Source organism: Subtercola boreus, from assembly GCF_006716115.1.
Taxonomy (GTDB): Bacteria; Actinomycetota; Actinomycetes; order Actinomycetales; family Microbacteriaceae; genus Subtercola; species Subtercola boreus.
In genome coordinates this window covers 2,913,041-2,933,913 of sequence record NZ_VFOO01000001.1, presented here as the reverse complement: position 1 = coordinate 2,933,913, position 20,873 = coordinate 2,913,041, and the positions used below count along the sequence as shown (strand labels likewise).

Here is a 20,873-nt window from a genome sequence, read left to right as displayed (position 1 = left end):
CTGCGGCGACAACTGCGTCTCCCGGCCTGTGGTAGAGTCATCTCTTGTGTGATTTGCGCCCGTAGCTCAGCTGGATAGAGCGTCTGACTACGGATCAGAAGGCCGGGGGTTCGAATCCCTCCGGGCGCACCGCTACAACCCTGCAATTGCAAGCAAGTGCGGAAACCAGTGCCAAGGTTTCGGCTCGACGGATATCCAAGCGGATAGCCATCGAGTCGAGACCTTGGCCTTTTTTTGTTCAAAAAATTCAAATGTTAATGTCAAACGGGACGTGTCGATTCGCTTCGGCAAAAACCCGTCACATACCTTGTAACCCTCACGAGATTGTTGAGTCTGGCTACTCGCCATCGGACTCCTATTTCACAGGCAGACTGCGGATAGTCCGCACGCCCCTCGCGCACTTTGACGTGCTTTCACGCTGGGAATGCCTGCTACAGAGTGGAGCAACACATATGTACAACGTTCGAAACGCAGTGACCATTGAAGAGGCGGGCTACCGTCTCTCGGTGTCGAGGTCAACAATCTATCGCCTCATCCAGTCGGAGAGATTGCGCACTATCTACATCGGGTCAAGTGTGCGAATCCCCACCGATGCCATTGAAGATCTGATCAGTCAGTCACCGCCGGGACGCACTTCGGTGCGGGCGGAGGTGTCTCGATGAGCGCGGTTACCGTATCAAAGGGCAACGGCACGGTCTTCAAGGACGGTCGAGGCAAGTGGATTGCAGCGGTTGACATGGGAATGACTGCCGAAGGGAAGCGGGATCGCAAGCGCCGAGTATGCCGTAGTGAAAGGGAAGCAAAGACAATCCTTCGCCAGCTTTGCGCGGATCGTGATTCTATGAAGGCTAAGGCTGAACAGCCTGCGACTGTCGGTGCGCTCGCTGCATCATGGCTTGAATATGGTCTAAAGGACTCAATCCGAGATAGTACAAAGCAGAGCTATACGTACCACTGGCGCTCCCACATTGAGGCGACCTTTGGGGAGAAACTAGCGTCTGAAGTAAAGCCTCAAGACGTGAACGAATGGGTGTCAGTCTTACGCCTGCGAAACCTTAGTACGAGCACTGTGAAAGCGGCTCGTCAAGTGCTCGGCGCGATATTCAGACACGCGCTCGCCGAGGGGACAGTGCAGTCTAATCCTGTCGCAAGGTCACGAACGGTAGGCAAAAGGGAGGGTGAGGTCACGCAGGTGAAAGAGCCGTATACGCTTCCAGAAGCTCGTCAACTTGTCGCCGCAGCCGGGATCGATTCCTATCTTGAGGGCGTGCTAATACTCGCCGTTCATTTGGGGCTACGCAGGGGCGAGACTCTCGGGCTTCGGTGGAGCGCAATTGACCTGAGATCAGGCTCTCTGCGTGTTGAAGCCTCGCTCTCCGAGAAGAGGATCGAGAAGGCGAACGGTACCAGCGGGGTGAGCCTACAACTGACTTCGCCGAAGACGGAGAGCAGCCTGCGAAGGTTGCAACTGTCAGACTTCGTTGTCGAGACCCTTCGTCGTCAGCAACACCGGCAGGCTATCCAGAGGATGGAAGCAGGCGAGCACTGGGACGAGACTGACCTTGTGTTCACCAACTCCTATGGTGGGCCGCTCTACCCCAGTACGGTTGGAAAGCAGATCAAGCGGGTCGAGAGACAGGCAGGTCTCCGTGAAATTCGTTTTCACGATCTGCGGCATACAGCGGCACGAATAATGCTCGAAGGAGGTGCGCGCATAGAACACGTCAGTAAGGCTTTCGGGCATAGTTCCATCGCCGTGACGATGGACGTGTATGCAAAGCACGCCACGTCGCTTGCCGATGGCGCGACAAGCGCTCTGAGCGCGGCATGGTGATCATGCACGCGAAGGTGAGGTTCAAACTCGGCACATTCGCTCCCGCTGGCTGGTAAAATAGGAGTGCGCCCATTTGCGACGGGCGGGTACCAATCTCCGAACATTGCATAGGCCCGTTCGGATGAAGTCAGGAAGCTCAGTGGTTCTGCCGCTGCCCCACTTCCGGCTTCCCAAAGGTATCTGCCCGTGCCCTCGATCGATCTCACCGCCCCTGCGTCCGTTTCCCAGCTAGATATATCAATAGACGTATCTTCTCTTCACCCCTATCAGAACAGACCGAAGAAATCTAAGGGGGTACTTCAACATGATGCAGCTATCGTCTCAAGCCGTAGGGGCATCCAACTTTGCCGATCAGGCAAACGGATAATCAACGCCGCAGGCGAAGTCCATCGGGCGCGGTGTGGCAACTCTTGGGCATGCCCAACCTGTACTGATATCTCACTCCGAGGTTTCCGACACAACGCAGAGAAATATATACAACGGGCACCCTCCACGCTTTTTGCTACCTTCACGTTGTTTCATGAAAGCTTTATGCCCTTGGCCGAGTCGCTTCGCGATCTCAAGAACACGATGAGCAGAATGACCACGGGGAAGGGATGGGAGTCGATTCGTGACCGATTCGGCATTCTAGGTCAGGGCTGGCTCGTCGAAACAACATACTCCGAAGACCGGGGATGGCACCCGCATCTTCACGTCTACTTCTTTTCTAGAAATGACTTCGATAAGAACTCTGTGCAGCCAGTTGCTAAAGCCCTCTCGGAAAAGTGGGTGGGTTCAGCAACATCGGTTGGGGCCGTTGCGAGTACATTCGCGCAGTCGGTAGAACTGATAGATCCTGCGACCGCTCGTCGGGCGACCGCATATCTTCTTAAAGACAGCCCCAAGTTCAGATCGAAGAAGGATGGTGTGCACTGTGCTGGTGACATATTCGATGCAGCAACGTCGGGAACGCCCGAAGCGATCTACGCATCTCCGCTCTGGGCCGAATTCGAGGAAGCGACGTTTCGCAAGCAGCGATTTCGCTTCTCTACCAATCTCGACGAGAAGCTACCCTCGACCGTGAGATTCCGCTGACGAACCTCAATGGTCTGACGACGGGGGCGCGGGTGCTACTCCCGTCATGCCTCTGGTCAGATCTGCGGACTGAGCAAAGCACTCGCCTCTCGATAGCGGGGGGTAGTGCTGAGCGCACGCCGAGTAGGTCACCACAAGAGGATTGAACGACACATTGAACTTGTGCTCGGCAGTTCGCTTGCAACCGCTGACCACGCACTCCACGGAAACCCCTCTCGTAGCGCACCAAAGCCGCGCTGAGTTAATTTCAGCACGATTGCTAGTATGCGCTTGTCCAATATTTCTGTCGCCTCTGAACGCCTCCTACGGTCTCGCTAATATCTTGACTTTGCAGCACTGGACTACTGGGGAATCGTCCATTCCCAGCCAGAGTTTCCTACGCCCTGAACGTACGACGGAACCCACGAAACAGACCTCGTAGAGGGGGCAACATCGAGAACAAACTTTCCGGTCGTCGTGGAACCGGCGGGAATCTCGACCGGAAGCGCCTCGTCCTGAGCGAAGCAGGTCAGCCCATTCGGCCCGTTCTCGGTCACCGCCCCGTCAGCGGTCTAGCCCTCCCAGTCCTGCCAAAAGAAACGAAGCGGTTCACCGGCGGACATGATTTTTAAGTATTCGGGATCGGTCGTGATCTCTACCGTCATGGCGACAAACTCGCCGTTCTTTGAAGGAACCTTAAATGATCCGTCGCCCGTGCAATCAGGGTTGACTTCTATGTTGGTGACTTTGAAGGTGATTGCGTTCTTCTCAGTACCGTCGAACACGACAGCACCGTCCTCTCCGATGGCTTTGGGGAGATTGCCGTTGCTATTTTCAGCAGGCCGTGTATCGGCGGGTGCAATGGGTGCCGAAGTTGACGTTGGCGCGACAGCGACGGGCGTTGTGGTGGAAGTCGAGCTACACCCGGCGAGGGCAGTGCTCAAGACGAGAAGCGAGAGTAGGGGTGCGGCAGTGCGCCTCATTGTGCGTCCTTTGCTATGGTGCGGATTCCCTCACCATATTGTGCGGAAGTCCGCACTGTAAAATCGACTTGGCGGACCTGAACTTGATCCGTGCCAGTAGAGACGGATCGACCCGAGCCAGACTTCGAGGCACTGCGTTTGAAGCTCAGTCGGTTGCGTCATGACGCGCACCTGACGTACGAAGCCTTGTCGGAGTTGAGCGGGGTGAGTCGTCGTACCTTGATCGAGATAGAGGTTGGTGACTCCCGAGGGTCGCTTGAGACTTGGTACCACCTCGCGAATGCCCTGAATATCGATCTGGGTGACCTGGTTCGCGAACTAATTCACCGACGCTAAATCGCAAACTCAGCACATCTTGGTACAAACTCTGGTACAATAGTATTACGGGATGAAACGAGAAGTTTTAGCATTCCCGTAACGCGACCATCGGCGATACCGGTGCGCCGAATATCTCGGCAACGCTGATTTCGAGGTCAGCATCTTCGGGGCGGAGGTCGCCATGATTCAAGAAACCAAGCTCGGGCGAAAGTGCAGCATTTGCACCTCTCGGGATAATCGAGCAATCGACAATCTTCTTTCACAGGGAGACTCGCTCGTGTCGATCTCATCGATGTATGACGTATCGGTGTCGGCGTTGTCACGACACGCGAACGCCCATTTGTCGAAACAACTTCGAGCGGGTGCGCTCTTCACTTCCGCCGCGCCACCGTCCCTCCTGACCCGACTGGTAGACCTCGCTGACAATGCGAGAGAGACACGTCTCATCGCACGACAGACCGGCACCACTTCTGTCGAAATCCGGGCAGCCGACTCAGAAGCCAAAATCGTTCTTGCTTTGCTCTCGCAAATGGGAATCGATGATGCCGCAATCGTCGAGCTAATCGCCGATTCCAACACTGTCGTTCGAGCAGTCGCATCATTCGTCTCCCGCCACGAAGCAGGAACAGATCTCATCGCCGAGATGGAAAAGCACCAGTTCAGCGATCTGGGATTCATCGAGAACCTCAACGCTCTCGTCCACTGACGACACAAAAGCCCGAGGAAAGGGGCGCAGCATGACCGCAGCAACCAAGGCCACCAGCATCAAGCCGGGTGACCAGATTCACATTCTCGCGACAGGAGTGACGCTGTCCATAGGCGACTTCTACCCCTCGTACATCGGTCGTCGCGGCGACACCCTAACGGTGACGGAAGCCATGATCGATGCGTCTCGGGATCGGAACGGCGAGACATGGCTTGCTGCTGTCGCGACGGGGGACGATCCCAGAATTGGACTAGGCCCGTTCCCGTCTGATCTACCAGTGCTCCTCTCCGGCTCGCTTGAATTCGAGGCCGAGCGTCAGCGCAGAAGGGATCAAGCGTGGTTGATCCCTACGGAGTCTGAGCGTGAGGCGGCGCTCGCGAAAGTGCGTAAAGAGTTTGGCGCGCCAATCCGTACCGGTAGCTCTATCTCGTTCGATTCGCGTTCATAGACTTACTGCTGACGCGTTGGGGCGGGCGCGTCGGTTGTAAGAACGGATCACCCTGTTGCTGGCGCTTCGGGGTGATCCCTGTTTGCATAGCCACTTCTTTCATCTCCGATAACCCGGTGCCACTCCCACACGAACCCTGAGCCATATTCTCGAAATGGTGAGTACTTTTGGCTCGCACGCGTTCTGACGGGCAGGATTCGGTTATGGCTTGGAACTTTCTCAACAAAGGTGTGGCGCTTGATCGTGCGAGGGAGCAGATCGGCGGGGTGCTTATGGAGCTGAATGCGAGACTGACGAGTTTGAGTGTGGATGCTGAAATCGCAGCATCGCTATATCTACTCTTCATCGAAGCAGCTGACCAACGCACGAGAACGCTGTTCTCAGATCCTTCAGTGACTCAAGGGTTTCAGACTGAAAGGTACTGGCGGATTAGAGAGATCAGTACTCAAACTCAACGGCCCATCCCCCTCATCGAAAGCGAAGTCTATTTTCAACTCAATCGACTTTCACAAATCATGTCGCAACTTGATCACTACTCCGAGATCCTCAGCCTCGATAGAGACGAACACGCTTTAGTTCTCGACACAAATGTGCTCCTTCACGGACGAATGTTCAATGAACTTGATTGGCCTACAATCGTCCCTTCGAAAAAGGTGAAGCTCCTTATTCCATTGGTAGTGCTCGATGAACTCGACAACATGAAAGACCGAGACAAGGAATTCGATAAGAAGGCACGCACTGTAATCAGGGCCTTCGACCCATATCTGTCGGACATGTCTCCATTTGGTCCGCATGGGGTGAGGCGGAACGTCACGATCCAATTTATTGACGAACCAATCGGCCATCAACGGTGGAATCGTATGGACGATGAGATCGTGCGGCAGTCGGTCTATTTCGCTTCTGCATGCGAGGGTCGTTTCACCGTTGTCTCACAGGATCGGGGAATGCGTATCCGAACCCGAGGGGTTGGTATCGAATCCTCGTTACTTCCCCTACCGTTCATGGCCGAGAAAGCAAGGCAGCGGGCCGATGACTGACGAGAACTTCATGCTTCGGGTTCCACGAGATGAGAGTGGTCGTCGTGAGGTTCTGGCTTCGAAACCTCCACTATGGGAGCACCTATATTTTGCTTGCGCGCTAAGGATCGAGATGCAAAAGCACGAGGCGAAGTGGCGTGACTACCATTTCGGATACAGCATGAATTTCATCAATCAATACACCGCCAGCGAATTCAAGGCTCAAGCTATTTATCAGATGAAACGAATCGAGGGCATCGCTTCGCGGCTACCGATGGTCATCAGTGAAGAGGCTCAGCAAGAGGGGTTTGGAAAGCCGGGGGAACCGGGTGACCCGGTTCTCATGGACCATATAGCCAATCGATTCGCGTCAACTTATTCGCAGATCTTGGACTGGGCGGATGATTTGCGGGCATTTCAAGTGGCGGATCGGACAGGGCAGGCGAGAGAGATGTTGGTCCGCACCGTTGATCAGCCCATACAAGCTTGCAGAGAGTTCGTTGATGACTTCTCCTCGGCAATAGAAGCAGCGATTGCGCGGAGATCGGGCGGTGACATGTCCGACATCGAGCTGTCTATTCCAGTAACTTTCACTCTCGACAGCGACGTGATACCGGAATTTCTGCGCCTAATCGACCTCGCTATTTCGGAGGGCGAGTAGGTATCGCCACTACCGATATGGAGTCTTACTGGAACTGACCTTGACATGCCCATAGCCCGTGTGGTCAAGCAACATTCTTAGAGATCGCTTCGCGTCTTCCGCAAAGAGTGTCGGGCCAACGACGATCTCATGAATGGGCAGAACGCTTGCTTTCTTGGCCCAGTGCTCGCGACTTTCATCAGAAGATGCCTCGGGCGATGTGATTTCTACGTAGGGAACCGGTCCAAACCGGCTCGGCCTGTGCAATACGAACTTCCACGAAGGGTTGATGTCGAATAGGAGCCTTACCTCCCTCTCGTCGCGAAACCCGGCGTTTTTGAAGTGGTGAAATGAACTTCCGCCAAGCCAGATGGTGATTTGGCCCTCCTCGCGGCTCTCAATGCGTGAAACTAGCCTGTCGAGTGCCTTCCGAATCTTCTTGGGAGTCCCCTCTGCGATGTACACGACTCGCTGCCACTCGGCCCCGAAAGAGAAAATTGTGTCTGGATCGTACGCTGCGTTCACCCTGCGCCCATTTTCCAACTCAATCCAGTCGGGAGGATCGTAGTCGGGTGGCGGGCTGGGATGGGACTCTCCTCGCCTCTGCTCGAGGATGGCCAATTTCGCAGTTCTATCGATCCCAACTGCGAACGCAACCCCGCTTCCACCGTAGTTTCGCCACATCGTGAGGCTATCTCGAAGCCGAGACGCTGAGAGCAAGTAAGTATCGAAGACGCTGCCCGGTGACAAGTGTCCACTCTTCGTGATTTCGGACACTACCTTTGCGGACAGATCAGGCTTTCTTTCCTCAAAATATGCCCGAAATGCCGTCGCGCCAGCTTTCAGCTCTTCGGCATCGTTCATAAACGCTGCCGATGTTGCCCAGAGAACGTGGCGTTGGACAATGCCCAGCAAGCCTTCGGTGGAGGTGTAGTGCCAAACCAGCCTTGGAGCGTCGATCTCTTCATCGGCCATGATCACGATGTTAGCCATATCAATCCAGTACGGTACCGCGCGACGGGTTTTTCAAAAACGATTCTCTAGTGATAGTCCAAACGTAGGCGTGCTCGCCCCTTAAATTCAGGCGATATTTTTCTCAAAACTCGTATCCGAAACCCTAGCAATTGATAGTCAAGTTATGATAAAACTGTGTCATGACCATCATCGCCTACAGCCGCGTTAGCACCGCTGACCAGAATCCTCAATTGCAACTGGACGCTCTCAAGATAGGTGGGGCTGAAAAGTTCTTCACGGATCACGGTGTCTCGGGCACGCTTGCCTCTCGGCCCGAACTGGATAAGTGTCTCGACTACCTAAGGGCGGGGGATACCCTGCTCGTGTGGAAGCTGGACAGGCTCGGTAGAAACACGCGGCATACGCTGGCGTTACTTGATGATCTTGCCGAGCGTGAGATCAACTTCCGAAGCCTCACGGAAGGAATTGATACGTCTGGCGCAATGGGCCGGGCCATGATCACAGTCATCGCCGCATTTGCCCAGCTTGAGCGTGACACGTTGATTGAGCGAACCAAGGCGGGCTTAGCTGTTGCCAGAGAGTCAGGACGAACCGGGGGTAGGCCGCTGGCAATGGACGAAAAGAAGCTCAAGCTGGCACAGAAGCTTTACGATTCAGGCGACCACACGAAGGCTGAAATTGCCCAAATTATTGGAGTTGGTGTGGCAACGATTTACCGGCATCTTGGCCCGGCCCGGGTGAGGTGACCGCGTCGCTTGGCTCAGTCTGCTTCGACTGGGGCATTGGCGAGAATGTAACTCACTGCTGCGTGTGCAATTAGTCGGGTATTAGCGAGTGTTGGTGGTACACCGTCGAAGCTCCAATTGTCAGGCAGTGACTGGCCGACTAAATCCTCTTCCTCGGACCTAAGTATTTCCTCGCACTCGCGTAGGAACTCGAGTCCGAAAACAGCCTCGATCACATCAGCGTTCAAGCTATCGATGCTCGATCCTCGTTCGCCAGTCCATACGCTGAGCGCTAGACCAATGGTGTCATCGGCCCGCCACCTTCTTGCGAGAACGGCCTCTTTTCCTAACCGATAAAAATCGTCTCTCCGAGCGTTTCTATAGAAATAGAAACCGATGGACTGCGACTCGGTCAATTCGCCGGGCGTGGGTAGCTCAGCGAACGCGACTTCCAGTAGATCGAGAATTCGTGACTGAATGTCACCGAGCGCTTCGGCGAGATTCGGGTATCTGAGAGGTTGCATTCTTCTCGAAATCTCAAGCCACAGGTCGCCGTCGGCAAGCCCGAGTGTCATTGCCCGAGCCTTGATTGCCGCAAGATCAGTCGCCGATGCCGATTCTAAGATCGTCATGATCCTGTAGATACCTATCGAGCGGTCAGAGCCACCGTAGGTTGTATTGAGCGCATTGAATGGAGGGTATCTTTCTAGGTATCCCACGAGTAAGGGAATGCTAATGCCGTCGGCAGGCACAAGATGGCTCACTCTATCGATCACATCGAGCGGGGACGCTTCAAGTATTTCTCCGAATCGCGCATAGTCTTGGTCGCTCGGCGTGGATTTGCTGATTCCTTTCAGCGCACTTCGGATCGCTTCGTTAGATATCTCGCCAGGTGGTAGCGACAGCCACAGGTAACGCTCAAAAAAGCGAGCATCCCCGACACACATGTTGGCGGCTAGAGCGGCAGGTGCTCGGCTACCGGCAGGCACTGATCTGTGTTCGAGTCCCGCCATGGGGAACAGGGCAACGATCATGTCTGTGACTCCGACGAGTTGACTTCGAGTCGAGAGCAGCTTGACAAGCTGACGAGTGAAGTCGGGCAGCGCATCTTTGTCTCCACCGATGATCTGATCGACGTTGCCGGTGAGCGCTCCTCTGTACTGAATGATCAGTTTCCAAACATCGGGGAATGAAGTTCGGAGAAACGTCGTTACGCACCAGTCGCAGAAATCGACCTCGCGGAAGAGATCAGTTGGAAGCGTGAGTACTTCCGAGGCGTACTGATCGAGCATGCGCGGGTTCGACAGCAGTCCGCGCATCATCTGATCAAAAATCCACTCGAATCGAGATGCCGAGTCTTGCGGTATCGGAATATCAAGTTCCGCAGCTTGGCGGAATATTCGTTCTATACCGAGTTCGCTGACTTGGCTAGGGAGCATGGGTGGCACACTGAACTTCTGACTGACGATCTTCTCAAGGTAGTTTCGAGCGCGACCAACATTCTTGGCTGCAATCGGAGTAGCAGCCAGCAATTGCAATAGCGTCGATTCGTCGTAGACCAGTAAGTAGTGAATTCCGCCAATATCGCCAAGCAGCCGCACTAGTTTGAACACCATTAACAGTTCGTTCGGCGTTAGTCGATCCAGATCATCGAGCACGACGAGGATTTGCTTGCCCGACTTCGTGAGGGATTTTCTGACGCTTCCCTGTATCGACTTGGGGTCGGAGGCATACCCAACGGCGCTCGCTAAATTGATCGTGGCATCGGACAGGTCTATCTGCCCGAATTTAAGAGACGGTCCAATTAATTGGAGCGCCTTCGCTACCTTCATCCTGATTCGCCTGCTGCTAATTTCTCCGAGCAGAAGCTGCGCGAATCCCGCAAAGAGGGAGTCTTCGTCCGCGTACAGCCATGGATTGAAGTTGCGGACGCTGATTGGAATGAGTAAATCGGATGATTCGGCCGCCTGGATTGAGGCGACAATCTCCCGGAGCAGCCAACTCTTGCCAGAACCCCATTCTCCGACTATGGCCGTGACGGTCGATTCGGACGAATATGTGATCCGGGATTGGAGCGACCCAGCGATGATCTCGCCAAGTTGAGTTCTACCGAGTCGGTCAGGCGCAGCACTTGTCATAGCTCACCCTACTAACCGCCGAAGGTGCGGTGACGGTCTTCATACTCTCGTCGAAGGAAGAGAAATCTGCTCGTGCGTGACGATCTTGACCGTGTCTCCATGCATGCCAGTCACGGCGACTGATTAACGTCGATACCATTCTGAATTAGCCGCATGACGCGGGGGTTCCAAAGGGGAGACGTTGGCGACTTATCAAGTGGTGCCTTATCTGATATCAATCAAACCGCGGTCTGAGCATGGAGCGGAAACTAGACCTCTAGACGATCTCGACGGTCGTAGCACCAAGCTCGTGGACCTCTTGGCGCAAACGCTGGTGGCTTCGAAGGGTCATAAACCATTCGCCTTCGCGAAGAAAGACGATACAACCTTCGTAATAGCGTCAGTGTTCAAGGACTCCCAAACGATTTACTTCACGGTTACGCAGGGGAGTAAGGGCATCGAGTCTCGAATCGATGACAACGGGAAGATCGTGTTCGAGAGGAAGACTGGACACACGGAACACATTGATTTCCGCAATGTTGTGATCTTTCCAGCGCACGGGAAGTTCGCAGTCTTGCTGACCGAGCGCATCGGTAATCGAGGGGTCGCCAGCTTCCTCGTCAAACTGATCAGCGATACTCTGCGACAGAATTTCCACGAAGTGACTACGGTCATCAAGGCGTTGACCACCGCCGCTGATCTGAAAAATACCAACCTGGCGCTGAGAAGCCTTGATTTTCAGTTCCCTGATAAGAATGATCCATCCGCCAAGCTCATGGATCTGTCGAACGCCGACGGATCGTTTTCCCTTCGTTGGCGATTTCGGAAGGCGAGAAAGCTCTCGAACTACACCGACGCGACGGGTGCCAAGCTTGACGCAGACAAGATATTTGCGGTGCTGAACCCTGGCCTAGCTGCAAATGGATTAGAAACTTCGGGTGAACGTCTCAAAGAGCTAGGCGTAACGGCAGACCTGCATGTCACTCTTCCTTCTGGCAACCACAGAAGCTTCACTCTGGGAATGGATGAAGGGCCTGCACTGGCCTACACGCTTGAACCAAAACTGAAACCCACGGGAGACGGTACGGTCGCTGACCGGTTTAAACCAGAGGACGATGACTTCCTCGCAGTGTGCAAAGATGCAGTGTCAGACGTTGCCGGTAACTTCGGCATCGGCACATCTTCCGCAACCTACTGCGTGATACCCGATCCCGGCGAAGAGGTAGTCGTTCCCTCTACATGGAAGGTGGTTTGGAATGTCCCAGATCACATCGTTCCAGATAGTGCGTGACCACTTGGGCCTGGCCCCCGGCGTTCCGAGGCGCGGCATTCGACTATGGCTTGAGTTAGCAATTCTCGTTGCGGCAGTCGTGGTTAGTGTCGTGGTGCTATGTATGGCCGTCCGCACCAATGCAGTGGGGGCGCTTCTCACCGCAACGTCGATCATGACCGGATTGACTTTCACGATGGCTATGCGCTTCTGGGAGCGGAGCATCGACGCTAGGTCAAATCCCGACCTAATCTTCGATGAGGAGCGAAAGTCTGTACTCGACAACATGAGGACGCTCCTCCTCTGGACAGTGCTTGCAGGTCTAGCCAGCACATCTTGGTTAGCCGGTCTGGCCATCTTTGTTGGCACGTCTGCGGCTGACCCGTGGGCTACAGCGGTAGCAGCGGGTTTGGTCGCATACCAACTCCTCTATGTCCTGCGATCCATAGTCGAGTTGTACTGGGCTTCTTACACGCTACGACCATGATCTGACGCTGCTCGACAGTCGGTCGGAGCATTTCCACCAACTCCTGCGTATTCCTCGGGTTGAGCTTGCGATAGCCAGACGAATAGCCACCTCGCCGAGATCCGTGGACATGCCGGGGAACGTGGGGGGTAGGATTTCCGTATGATGACACGCTCTGAAACGAGGGTGTACGGGTCGCCTGGAACTACGGATCAGAAGGCCGGGGGTTCGAATCCCTCCGGGCGCACCACCCGAAAGCCCTCCGCCCCGGCGGGGGGCTTTCCTGGTTTCCGGGGCGCGGGTTGGGAGGCGAGTCGGGAGTCGTGTCCTCCGAACGGGGGCCATATCCCGTAGGATTGTGCTGACTTCGCAGCTGTGTACCGCCGCAGACCGGTCAAGGCAATCCCCTTTTTTGTCCAAAGAATGCCAATGTCAGCCGGGCTCCTCGGGTGCCCCCTCATGTCGGATGGTCGATGCGTCCCTTCTCCTCCCCCTTCGCCCACCTTCTCGCGAGCGCAGGCATCGCGGCCATCCTGGTGACGGTGTTCGCCTCGTCGGCCTCTGCGGCGTCGATCGGCACCGTCGTGCAGGCGGTGGACGCGTCGGGCCAGACCGTCACGGCCGGCATCGACGAGCTTCCGGATGATTCGGCGCCGGTGTTCGTCACCGTGAAGGTGCCCGCGGGGCTCTCACCCACTCAGGCGACGACGCTCATCGAGCCGGTTGTGGCGGCCTCCGACGGCGTGGCCGGCAGTGTGAGGGTCATCGTGAAGGGCCAGGTGCGGCAGGTCGTCGATCCGACAGCCCCGGCCACCGTGAGCGTCCCGCTCTCCGCCGCCGATGTGGCCGACGGCCAGGTCGCCATCGGTTTCGAGTATGTGGCAGCTGGGGCCGGCAGCGATTCCGTCTGCGTCGCCCCGGACTCCGCTGTCGTCTCTGTCGGCGACGTGTCGCTGGGGTTCGAGGGCCAGCCCGAGCTCCCGACGTCGCTTGCCGACTTCTTCTCACCGGCCCTCGACGCGATCTCCGTGACGATTCCCGACGGCCCGAGCGATGCCCTCCGCCAGGCCGGCCTCGCCGCGGTGGGCTCGCTCGCCCATGCCTACCCGTCTCCGGTCGCTCTCAGCCTGTCGACCGCTTCCGACGCCGCTGACGCTGTCGACGTCGAGCCGGCCCGCGGGCGGGTCGTCGCGTTCGCCGTTTCGGGCGACACCGTCACGACCGCCCTCTCGACCGACGCCGCAGGCGTGCCGACCCTGACGGTCTCCGGGCCCGAGGCGGATCTCGCCGCCGCCGGGGCTGCCCTCGGCAGCGACTATCTGGCCCTGGCCGACACGGCCGAGACATCCGGTCTCACCCAGTCCGGAACCACCACGGTCGGTCTGACGCAGACCCTCCAGGATCTCGGCGCGGGAGCGCAGATCGCCCTGGCCCGCTACGGACAGGCCGACGCCGTCGTGAATGTCAGCCAGTCGAGCTTCGGTGGTCCGATCGGCGACGCCACGGTGCACCTGGTCGGCACGCACTCCGACATTCCGGATTCCGTCGTCGCCACCATGAACGTCTACTGGAACGACTACCTCATCGGCTCGGCGGTGCTCGGGCACACCCCGGCGTTCGACGTCACGCTCCCCGTCGCCGCATCGCGTCTCACGGCTTCGAATGCGTTGAAGGTGACGCTCAGTGCCGCGCCTGCGACAGGGGAGTGCCTCCCGGAATCCCGGTCCATTCCGATCGAACTGTTCGTCGACAACGCGGGGTCATCGGTCGCGGCGACCCGCGGGCAGAGCCTGGACACGGGGTTCCAGCGGTTCCCGCAGGTGCTCGGCACCACGCTTCCGGTAGCGTTCGGAACCGGGATGACCGACGCCTCTTCCGTCGCTGCCGCCGGTGACGTCGTCGCCTCCCTGCAGCGGAATTCGCGCGTGCAGCTCGATCTGACCGTGCTGCCGGCGGGGGAGTTCGTGTCCTCCGACAGGTCCGGGCTCATCGTGGGTGCCACGTCGGACGATTCGGATGCCCTGAAGGCCCCCCTGAGACTCGATGCCTTCCGGTCCATCGACTCGAAGGCCGTCGTCTTCGGTGTCGGAGCGACCCTCCCCTATGCCGCGTTGGAGGCGTTCGAGACCGAGGGCCGGAACGTGCTCCTTCTCGGCGGCTGGGCCCCGGACGGTTCGGACCCTGCTGCCACAGACCAGCTCCAGCGGCAGGCCGCGAACTACTCGCTGTCCAATGCCGGAGCATGGTTCGGGCTCAACGGCGATGTGGTCGTCGCGCAACCCGGCGGGGACGTGCCGGTTCAGCTCTCGAGCAACGCCATCGTTCCGCAGGCCGCCGTGACGAGCGACTACAACGGGTACGCCCTGTGGACCGTCGTGGTGGCGGCCATCCTCATCCTCGCCGCGGTGGTCGGCGAACTCACGCGCCGCCGTCGACGGGCGAAACTGAAGCGCTACGTCGATGCGCAGCTCGCGGCCGACCGGGATTCCGGGGTTGCCCGGTGATCGCCCCGGTTGGTCCGTCGGCGTGGGAATCCTCGGACTGAGGGTGCCGCGATGAGCCTCGTGACGAGCGACCCCCGGCCCAGAGCGGCGCCCGACGAGCCGTCATCCCCTGCCCTGTCGAGACTCACCCGCTGGATGCTGGAGCGCTGGGACTCGCTGGGAGCACCCGCTGTCGGCCGGCGGGTGCCCGGAACGCTGGTGATCGCCGTGCTCGCCCTCGTCGTCGGGCTTGCCGCAGTGATCGTCTCGACCACGTCCGGCCTCAACCTGGCCTATGCCGACTCGCAGAGCCACCTCACGATCTCGAGACGGCTCTTCGACAGCAAGGCCCCCGGCTTCACGCAGCTGGGCACCGTCTGGCTCCCCGTGCCCAGTCTGATCCTCGTGCCCTTCGTGCAGAACCTGTGGCTGTGGCACACCGGTCTCGCCGCCGGCCTCCTCGGCGTCGTCTGTCTGATGGGCACCGCCTGCGGGGTCTACCGTGTCTCGGCGCGGATCGGTCTCGGTCGCCCGGCCCGCATCGCCGGTGTTCTGCTCATCGTCGCGAACCCGAGCATCCTGTACGTGTACACGACGGCACTCACCGAACCGGTACTCATCCTCTGCATGACAGCCTGCTTCGCCGGGCTCGCGCACTGGGTCACCTCGAAGCGCAACCTGAGCGCCGGCGAGATGATGGTCTTCACCGGTCTTCCCGCCGCCGGAGCGACGCTCTCCCGCTACGAGGGATGGGTGCTGGTCGTGGGCGGCTCCGTGGTCGTGCTCATTGCGAGCTGGCGCAGGAAGAGGGAGTGGCGGTACGCCGTCAAGATGGTCCTCGCCTTCGCCGCCCTCCCCGCTCTCGCCATCGCGTGGTGGCTGACCTACAACTTCGCCGTCTACAGCAACCCGCTCGAGTTCCTGAACGGTCAGTACTCGGCATCGAACCTGCAGAAGGCGACAGCCGACGCCGGGCTGCTGGCCTACACCCACAATGCCGGCCTCACGCTCTGGACCTACAACTGGTCGGTGCTCGAGACGGCAGGCCTTCTCACCGTGGTTCTCGGCATCGCCGGGGCTGTCGTCCTCGCCTGGCGCTGGGGCCTGTCGAACAGAGCGCTCCTCGTCTGGGTGATGGGGGTGGCGTACGCGTTCTCGCTGCTCAGCCTCTTCCTCGGGCAGACGCACATGAACAACGACCACTCCCTGCCCGAGAACTGGTGGAACTCCCGGTACGCGCTCGCCGTGATCCCGTGGCTGGCGGTGTTGGCCTCCGTCTTCGTCGACAGCATCTCCCGGGTGCCCGTCGTGCGTGGCGGTCTTCTCGCGCTGCTCGGTCTCTCGCTGGTGCTGCAGACGGCCTGGTGGGCCACCGACCCGGCCCGGTCATCCGTCATCGCCGAAGCCGACGGGTACGTGCAGCTGAAGAGTGCCAGCGGAGCGACGGATGCGGCGGCCTACCTCCGCGACCACTACGACGGGGGGCAGGTGCTCATGGACGAGTCGGCCGCCGGAAGCGCCCTCCTGCCGGAGATCGGCATTCCGCTGGTGGACTACTACAACCGCTCGACCGGTGCCCTGTTCGAGGAGGCGATCGCCAGTCCCGGAACGCATGCGAAATGGGTCTTCGTCTCGACCGCGGACGCCCCGGAGCTCAGCCAGACCGGTGTGGCCGACCTCGTCTACGACAGCGTGAAGGACCAGCCGTCGTTCGCCACGTCGTACCGGGTCGTCTTCGAGAAGGGTGACTACCGCATCTACGAGAGGATCTGGGGATGACAGGACGCGAGAGCACGTCCCGTCGTGTCGGCGAGATCCTGGTCGATGCCGGTCTGGTCTCCGAGGCCGAGTTGCAGGATGCCCTGCGGAAGCAGGCGCACGAAGGCGGTCTGCTCGGGCGGCAGCTGATCCTCTCGGGGGCGGTCACCCGCCGGGAGATGTTCGAGGCGCTCGCGGTGCAGTGGAACGCGCCGCTCGTCGACCTGATCGAGCATCCCCCTCAGGCCGGCCTCTTCGCGGCGGAGGAGCCCGAACAGTACATCGAGGCGGGCTGGGTGCCGTGGCGGCGGGAGGGCGACGCGGCCATCATCGCCACGACCGTTCCACCGACCGAGGAGGTCGTCGATGCCGCGCGGGTGCTGCTCGGCGTGCAGACCATCACGGTCCGGACCACGACGGACTGGGACCTGAACCAGGCCGTCGAGGCCGCCTGCCGCACCCGCCTGCTGTTCGGGGCATCGGATGCCCTGGCCACCGAGAGCTCGGACGAATCAGCCAAGGCGGGTCTCCGACGCTGGCAGATCGTGGTGCCCGGCATCCTCGTCGCCCTGGTGGTCGTGGGCTGCCTCATCGACCTGACCGTGACCCTTGTCGTGGTGCTCACGGCCGCCAACCTCATCTTCCTGATGAACATCGGCTTCAAGGCCGTGGCTGGTTTCCGGGCTCCGTTCAACCTGCGCAACAAGGAGCGGTGGGCCACCGAGGTGTCCCTCGAGCGGGTGCGCCGCGGGCTCCGGCCTCTCCCCTCCCGGATCGCCGACAGCGAGTTGCCGGTCTACACGATCCTGATTCCCGCCTACAAGGAGGCGAACATCATCAGCAAGCTGCTGGTGAACATCGGCGCCATCGACTACCCGAAGGCGAAGCTCGAGGTCATGGTGCTGCTCGAGGCCGACGACGAGGAGACCATCTCGGCCGTGCGGAGGATGCGCCCGCCCGAATATGTGCGGATGGTGATCGTGCCGCCCGGCGGCCCGCAGACCAAGCCGAGGGCCTGCAACTACGGTCTGTCGTTCGCTCGGGGCGAGTTCGTCGTCATCTACGACGCGGAGGACAGGCCGAACCCGTCGCAGCTCCGAGACACCGTCGCGGCGTTCCGGCAGGACGAATTCGAGCGGAAGTACGTCGATCCGGGTCAGAAGAGGCTGGTCTGCCTGCAGGGTGCGCTCGTGTACTTCAATGCCGACTACAACGTTCTCACGCGGCTGTTCTCGGTCGAGTACGCCCACTGGTTCGATTCGATGCTCCCGGGCCTCGACCAGTCGCACCTGCCGATTCCGCTCGGCGGTACTTCGAACCACTTCGACACGGCGGTGCTCCGCCAGCTCGGCGCGTGGGATCCGTACAACGTGACGGAGGATGCCGACCTGGGCCTCCGGGTCGCGGCCCACGGCTACCGCGTCGGTGTGGTCGAGGCATCCACCGGGGAGGAGGCCTGCGCGGAGGTGGGCGCGTGGATCCGCCAGCGCACCCGCTGGATCAAGGGCTACATCATGACCGCTGCGGTCAACACGAGGCATCCGGTGCGCTGGTTCAGGGTGAACGGACCGCTCGGCGCCCTCTCGCTGGTCGCGCTGATCCTCGGCACGCCCCTGGCCTTCCTGCTCTACCCGCTCGTGCTCGGGTTCACCGTCTTCACCTACCTCGGGGTGCAGTTCATCGGGCTGGACCTGCCGGAGTGGCTGATCGTGGCCGGCACGACCAACATGCTCTTCTCCAATGGGCTGATGATCATCGTGTCGGGGCTCGCTGCGTGGAAACGGTACAACTGGCGCGTCGCGATGTTCGCGCTGCTCAATCCCGCGTACTGGATCCTGCATTCGATCGCGGCCTGGCGGGCGGCGTGGCAGATTGTCTTCAGCCCGCACCACTGGGAGAAGACCCCGCACGGGCTCACCGAAGACTACGAGGACTCAGCCTTCGAGGGGAACGCGGCCTGAGACGCACCGCCCGGCTTCAGAAGTCGAGACGATTGAAGACGGGTCGCGGGATGAGTCGGACGACGGTCATGATGGCCTGCCATTTCAGGGGCGCATAGACGACCGGGCGGGCCGCGTTCACACCCTTCACGATCTCGGCTGCGACGGCTGCAACGGGTGCGAGCCCGGACTGCGGCAGGCCGGCTGTCATCGGGGTGGCCGTCGGCCCGGGTTTGACGAGCACGACGTGCAGCGGCGAACCGGCCAGTCGGTGCTGCAGTCCTTCCGCCATGCGCTCGACGAGACCCTTGGCGGCCCCGTAGATGTAGTTCTTCTTCCGCCCGCGGTCGCCGGCCACGGAGCCGAGGACGGCGATCGTCCCTTCCGTCATCGTGTCGGCGCACGCTTCCATCCAGAGCGACGGGGACACCCCCGTGACCTGGAGGACCGAGTCGGCCTTGCCGAGGTCGGCCTGTGACTCGGCCTGGTCGATCATCGAACCGTGGGCGATCAGCACCGTGAGGCCGGCACCGGCAGGAGCCCCCGCTGCGCCTGCCCCGGCGAAGCCGGCCACCGAGTCCCTGATCGACGGCACGTCGAGAAGATCGGTCACCGACGTCGAGATGGTCGCCGAGGGGAAACGCACCCGGAAGTCGGTGGCGATGCGTTCGAGCCCGACGCTGTCGCGTCCGATGAGCAGGGCGCTGGATGACCCGCCCTCCAGCCACAGGCGCGCGCAGTTCTCCGCGATCGCCGACGTCGCACCGACGATGACGATGTCGGTGGGCCAGGTCGGACCTGGCCGTGCGGGGGAACCGGGGAGGGTGGGGGAACCGGGCATCAGCTTCCTAACAGGCGGCGCGACATCTCCGAGCTGATGCCCGGATCGCGGTAGGTGACGAACTCTTCGATACGGGGGTAACCCGCCTCGAAGAGAGAGACGGGCATCCGGGCGTCCTTGGCCAGATAGAGGCGTCCGCCGTGAGCGGCCACGACAGAGTCGAGGGAGGAGAGCAGGGAGAGCGTCGACTGCCCCAGATTGGGGAAGTCGATCGTCAGGTTGACGCCGGGCCGGGCGAAACTCAGCATGCCGATGGGTTCGCGCTCCCCGAGGGTCTTGAGGACGCCGAGGAAAGATCCCTGCGACGACCGGGCGACGATGGCCAGGATCTCCCGCACACCTTCCAGCCCGTTCTCCCGCGGAAGAACACACTGGTACTGGTAGAAACCCTGCGGGCCGTAGGCACGGTTCCAGTCACCGATCGCGTCGAGCGGATAGAAGAACGGTTTGTAGTGCACCACCTTCGCGCCGGCCCCTGCCCGTTTGAGACGGTAGTACGCCCGGTTCAGGAGCGGCAGCGTGAGGCTGTTCACCAGCGAGACGGGCGGCACGACCGGGAACGTGATGCCGCCCCGGGCGGCTCCCAGCACTGTCGCCGACGCCGGCAGGTCCCTGTGGGGCGACGGGATGGAGTTCGCCCGGGAGACGATCCCGCGCCGGCCACCGCCGGTGGTGATGTCGATCCACGAGACGACGTGCTCGAACGACGCTTCCGACGAATCCGACAGCTCGAAGAACTCCGAGAGGGACTGGTAGGGGATGTCTTCGGCGAGCAGCCACGGCCCGGGGACGCGCTTCAGGCGGATCGACGCCTGCACGATGAGGCCGGTGAGCCCGAGCCCGCCGCAGGTCGCTTCGAACCAGCCGCGGCTCTCGCCGTCACCGTCCGGTCCGCACTCCACAATCTCCCCGTCGGTCCGCACCAGCGTGAGGGAGGTCACGTGGTCGGCGAAGGTCCCCATCGTGGCGTGGTTCTTGCCGTGCACATCGTTCGCGATGGCTCCGGCCACGGTGACCGCCTCCGTGCCAGGCGTGACGGCGAGCATCCAGCCCTGCCTGCTGAAGGTCGCCTGGATGTCGCGGAGCAGCACCCCGGGCTCGACGGTGAGGATGCCCGTCACGGTGTCGAACGACACGAGACGGTTCATCGACCTGGTGTCCCACAGGGTGCCGCCGGCGTTCAGCGCGACGTCGCCGTAGCTCCGTTCCATACCGCGGGCGATGCCGGGAGCCGTGGCTCGGAGCACGGCCGGTGCCGCGGCCGCCGACGTGATGGGAACCACCGAATGCGGAGCGTCGC

Annotated in this window: 18 protein-coding genes and 1 tRNA gene; 14 read left to right on the top strand and 5 right to left on the bottom strand. The window is 60.0% G+C overall.

The features are described 5' to 3' along the window. The first annotated feature begins 55 nt into the window (after nt 1-55). The 4 genes from FB464_RS13705 to FB464_RS13690 all read left to right on the top strand — a co-directional run bounded on the left by FB464_RS13705 (nt 56) and on the right by FB464_RS13690 (nt 2,908). Nucleotides 56-129: transfer RNA gene (locus tag FB464_RS13705), tRNA-Arg, on the top strand. A gap of 122 nt (nt 130-251) precedes the next feature. Continuing rightward, nucleotides 252-662 carry an excisionase family DNA-binding protein gene (locus FB464_RS20515; protein WP_342780859.1) on the top strand — a complete coding sequence of 137 codons (411 nt, stop codon included), beginning with the start codon at nt 252-254 and terminating at the stop codon, nt 660-662. Beyond that, the gene (locus tag FB464_RS13695; protein ID WP_116413357.1) at nt 659-1,834 is read left to right on the top strand and encodes a tyrosine-type recombinase/integrase; all 1,176 of its coding nucleotides are present in this window, start codon (nt 659-661) and stop codon (nt 1,832-1,834) included. The genes FB464_RS20515 and FB464_RS13695 overlap by 4 nt, the downstream gene beginning before the upstream one ends. Before the next feature lie 531 nt (nt 1,835-2,365). Beyond that, the gene (locus tag FB464_RS13690) at nt 2,366-2,908 is read left to right on the top strand and encodes a hypothetical protein (RefSeq protein WP_142206710.1); all 543 of its coding nucleotides are present in this window, start codon (nt 2,366-2,368) and stop codon (nt 2,906-2,908) included. Nucleotides 2,909-3,459: 551 nt separating this feature from the next. On the opposite strand, the gene FB464_RS13685 is transcribed toward FB464_RS13690, so the two are convergent. Continuing rightward, nucleotides 3,460-3,831 carry a hypothetical protein gene (locus FB464_RS13685; RefSeq protein WP_142206709.1) on the bottom strand — a complete coding sequence of 124 codons (372 nt, stop codon included), beginning with the start codon at nt 3,829-3,831 and terminating at the stop codon, nt 3,460-3,462. Nucleotides 3,832-3,960: 129 nt separating this feature from the next. Here FB464_RS13685 and FB464_RS20600 point away from each other — a divergent pair, with 129 nt between their 5' ends. The 5 genes from FB464_RS20600 to FB464_RS13660 all read left to right on the top strand — a co-directional run bounded on the left by FB464_RS20600 (nt 3,961) and on the right by FB464_RS13660 (nt 7,019). Then, on the top strand, nt 3,961-4,206 hold the full coding sequence (locus FB464_RS20600) for a helix-turn-helix transcriptional regulator (RefSeq protein ID WP_116413359.1): 246 nt from the start codon (nt 3,961-3,963) through the stop codon (nt 4,204-4,206). A 163-nt stretch (nt 4,207-4,369) separates the two neighbouring features. Continuing rightward, complete coding sequence (locus FB464_RS13675) at nt 4,370-4,894, top strand: hypothetical protein (protein ID WP_142206708.1); 525 nt, start codon at nt 4,370-4,372, stop codon at nt 4,892-4,894. Nucleotides 4,895-4,925: 31 nt separating this feature from the next. After that, a complete protein-coding gene (locus FB464_RS13670) occupies nt 4,926-5,342 on the top strand; it encodes a hypothetical protein (protein ID WP_116413360.1) in 417 nt (138 codons plus the stop codon). 203 nt (nt 5,343-5,545) lie between these two features. Then, nucleotides 5,546-6,379, top strand: a complete 834-nt coding sequence (locus FB464_RS13665) for a PIN domain-containing protein (RefSeq protein WP_116413361.1) — start codon at nt 5,546-5,548, stop codon at nt 6,377-6,379. Next, entirely contained in the window at nt 6,372-7,019 is a 648-nt protein-coding gene (locus FB464_RS13660) for a hypothetical protein (RefSeq protein ID WP_142206707.1), read from the top strand. The genes FB464_RS13665 and FB464_RS13660 overlap by 8 nt, the downstream gene beginning before the upstream one ends. Before the next feature lie 9 nt (nt 7,020-7,028). Here FB464_RS13660 and FB464_RS13655 read toward each other — a convergent pair whose 3' ends face one another. Further along, nucleotides 7,029-7,973 (bottom strand): DUF2971 domain-containing protein, encoded by a 945-nt coding sequence (locus FB464_RS13655; protein WP_142206706.1) that lies wholly within the window; start codon nt 7,971-7,973, stop codon nt 7,029-7,031. 179 nt (nt 7,974-8,152) lie between these two features. On the opposite strand from FB464_RS13655, the gene FB464_RS13650 reads away from it, so the two are divergent. Then, entirely contained in the window at nt 8,153-8,719 is a 567-nt protein-coding gene (locus FB464_RS13650; protein ID WP_116413364.1) for a recombinase family protein, read from the top strand. Between the two features lie 14 nt (nt 8,720-8,733). Here the strand turns inward: FB464_RS13650 and FB464_RS13645 are convergent, their stop codons facing one another. After that, a complete protein-coding gene (locus FB464_RS13645; RefSeq protein WP_116413365.1) occupies nt 8,734-10,836 on the bottom strand; it encodes a KAP family P-loop NTPase fold protein in 2,103 nt (700 codons plus the stop codon). A gap of 289 nt (nt 10,837-11,125) precedes the next feature. On the opposite strand from FB464_RS13645, the gene FB464_RS13640 reads away from it, so the two are divergent. The 4 genes from FB464_RS13640 to FB464_RS13625 all read left to right on the top strand — a co-directional run bounded on the left by FB464_RS13640 (nt 11,126) and on the right by FB464_RS13625 (nt 18,753). Continuing rightward, entirely contained in the window at nt 11,126-12,106 is a 981-nt protein-coding gene (locus FB464_RS13640) for a hypothetical protein (protein ID WP_142206705.1), read from the top strand. A gap of 918 nt (nt 12,107-13,024) precedes the next feature. After that, nucleotides 13,025-15,055, top strand: coding sequence for a hypothetical protein (locus tag FB464_RS13635; RefSeq protein ID WP_116413367.1), 2,031 nt, complete (start codon nt 13,025-13,027; stop codon nt 15,053-15,055). Between the two features lie 51 nt (nt 15,056-15,106). Further along, nucleotides 15,107-16,813: a hypothetical protein gene (locus tag FB464_RS13630; protein WP_116413368.1), complete on the top strand. Its 1,707-nt coding sequence runs from the start codon at nt 15,107-15,109 to the stop codon at nt 16,811-16,813. Beyond that, the gene (locus tag FB464_RS13625) at nt 16,810-18,753 is read left to right on the top strand and encodes a glycosyltransferase (RefSeq protein ID WP_116413369.1); all 1,944 of its coding nucleotides are present in this window, start codon (nt 16,810-16,812) and stop codon (nt 18,751-18,753) included. The genes FB464_RS13630 and FB464_RS13625 overlap by 4 nt, the downstream gene beginning before the upstream one ends. Before the next feature lie 16 nt (nt 18,754-18,769). Here FB464_RS13625 and FB464_RS13620 read toward each other — a convergent pair whose 3' ends face one another. After that, nucleotides 18,770-19,573, bottom strand: a complete 804-nt coding sequence (locus tag FB464_RS13620) for an SDR family NAD(P)-dependent oxidoreductase (RefSeq protein ID WP_116413370.1) — start codon at nt 19,571-19,573, stop codon at nt 18,770-18,772. Then, nucleotides 19,573-20,856 (bottom strand): FAD-binding oxidoreductase, encoded by a 1,284-nt coding sequence (locus FB464_RS13615; RefSeq protein WP_211327272.1) that lies wholly within the window; start codon nt 20,854-20,856, stop codon nt 19,573-19,575. Before FB464_RS13615 ends, FB464_RS13620 begins: the two co-directional genes overlap by 1 nt. Nucleotides 20,857-20,873: the final 17 nt, after the last annotated feature.

Excerpts from the sequence above, each read along its gene's own strand:
- FB464_RS20515 (WP_342780859.1), top strand. The coding sequence starts at position 252 with ATGTTAATGTCAAACGGGACGTGTCGATTCGCTTCGGCAAAAACCCGT.
- FB464_RS13695 (WP_116413357.1), top strand. The coding sequence starts at position 659 with ATGAGCGCGGTTACCGTATCAAAGGGCAACGGCACGGTCTTCAAGGAC.
- FB464_RS13690 (WP_142206710.1), top strand. The coding sequence starts at position 2,366 with ATGCCCTTGGCCGAGTCGCTTCGCGATCTCAAGAACACGATGAGCAGA.
- FB464_RS13675 (WP_142206708.1), top strand. The coding sequence starts at position 4,370 with ATGATTCAAGAAACCAAGCTCGGGCGAAAGTGCAGCATTTGCACCTCT.
- FB464_RS13670 (WP_116413360.1), top strand. The coding sequence starts at position 4,926 with ATGACCGCAGCAACCAAGGCCACCAGCATCAAGCCGGGTGACCAGATT.
- FB464_RS13665 (WP_116413361.1), top strand. The coding sequence starts at position 5,546 with ATGGCTTGGAACTTTCTCAACAAAGGTGTGGCGCTTGATCGTGCGAGG.
- FB464_RS13660 (WP_142206707.1), top strand. The coding sequence starts at position 6,372 with ATGACTGACGAGAACTTCATGCTTCGGGTTCCACGAGATGAGAGTGGT.
- FB464_RS13655 (WP_142206706.1), bottom strand. The coding sequence starts at position 7,973 with ATGGCCGATGAAGAGATCGACGCTCCAAGGCTGGTTTGGCACTACACC.
- FB464_RS13650 (WP_116413364.1), top strand. The coding sequence starts at position 8,153 with ATGACCATCATCGCCTACAGCCGCGTTAGCACCGCTGACCAGAATCCT.
- FB464_RS13645 (WP_116413365.1), bottom strand. The coding sequence starts at position 10,836 with ATGACAAGTGCTGCGCCTGACCGACTCGGTAGAACTCAACTTGGCGAG.
- FB464_RS13635 (WP_116413367.1), top strand. The coding sequence starts at position 13,025 with ATGCGTCCCTTCTCCTCCCCCTTCGCCCACCTTCTCGCGAGCGCAGGC.
- FB464_RS13630 (WP_116413368.1), top strand. The coding sequence starts at position 15,107 with ATGAGCCTCGTGACGAGCGACCCCCGGCCCAGAGCGGCGCCCGACGAG.
- FB464_RS13625 (WP_116413369.1), top strand. The coding sequence starts at position 16,810 with ATGACAGGACGCGAGAGCACGTCCCGTCGTGTCGGCGAGATCCTGGTC.
- FB464_RS13620 (WP_116413370.1), bottom strand. The coding sequence starts at position 19,573 with ATGCCCGGTTCCCCCACCCTCCCCGGTTCCCCCGCACGGCCAGGTCCG.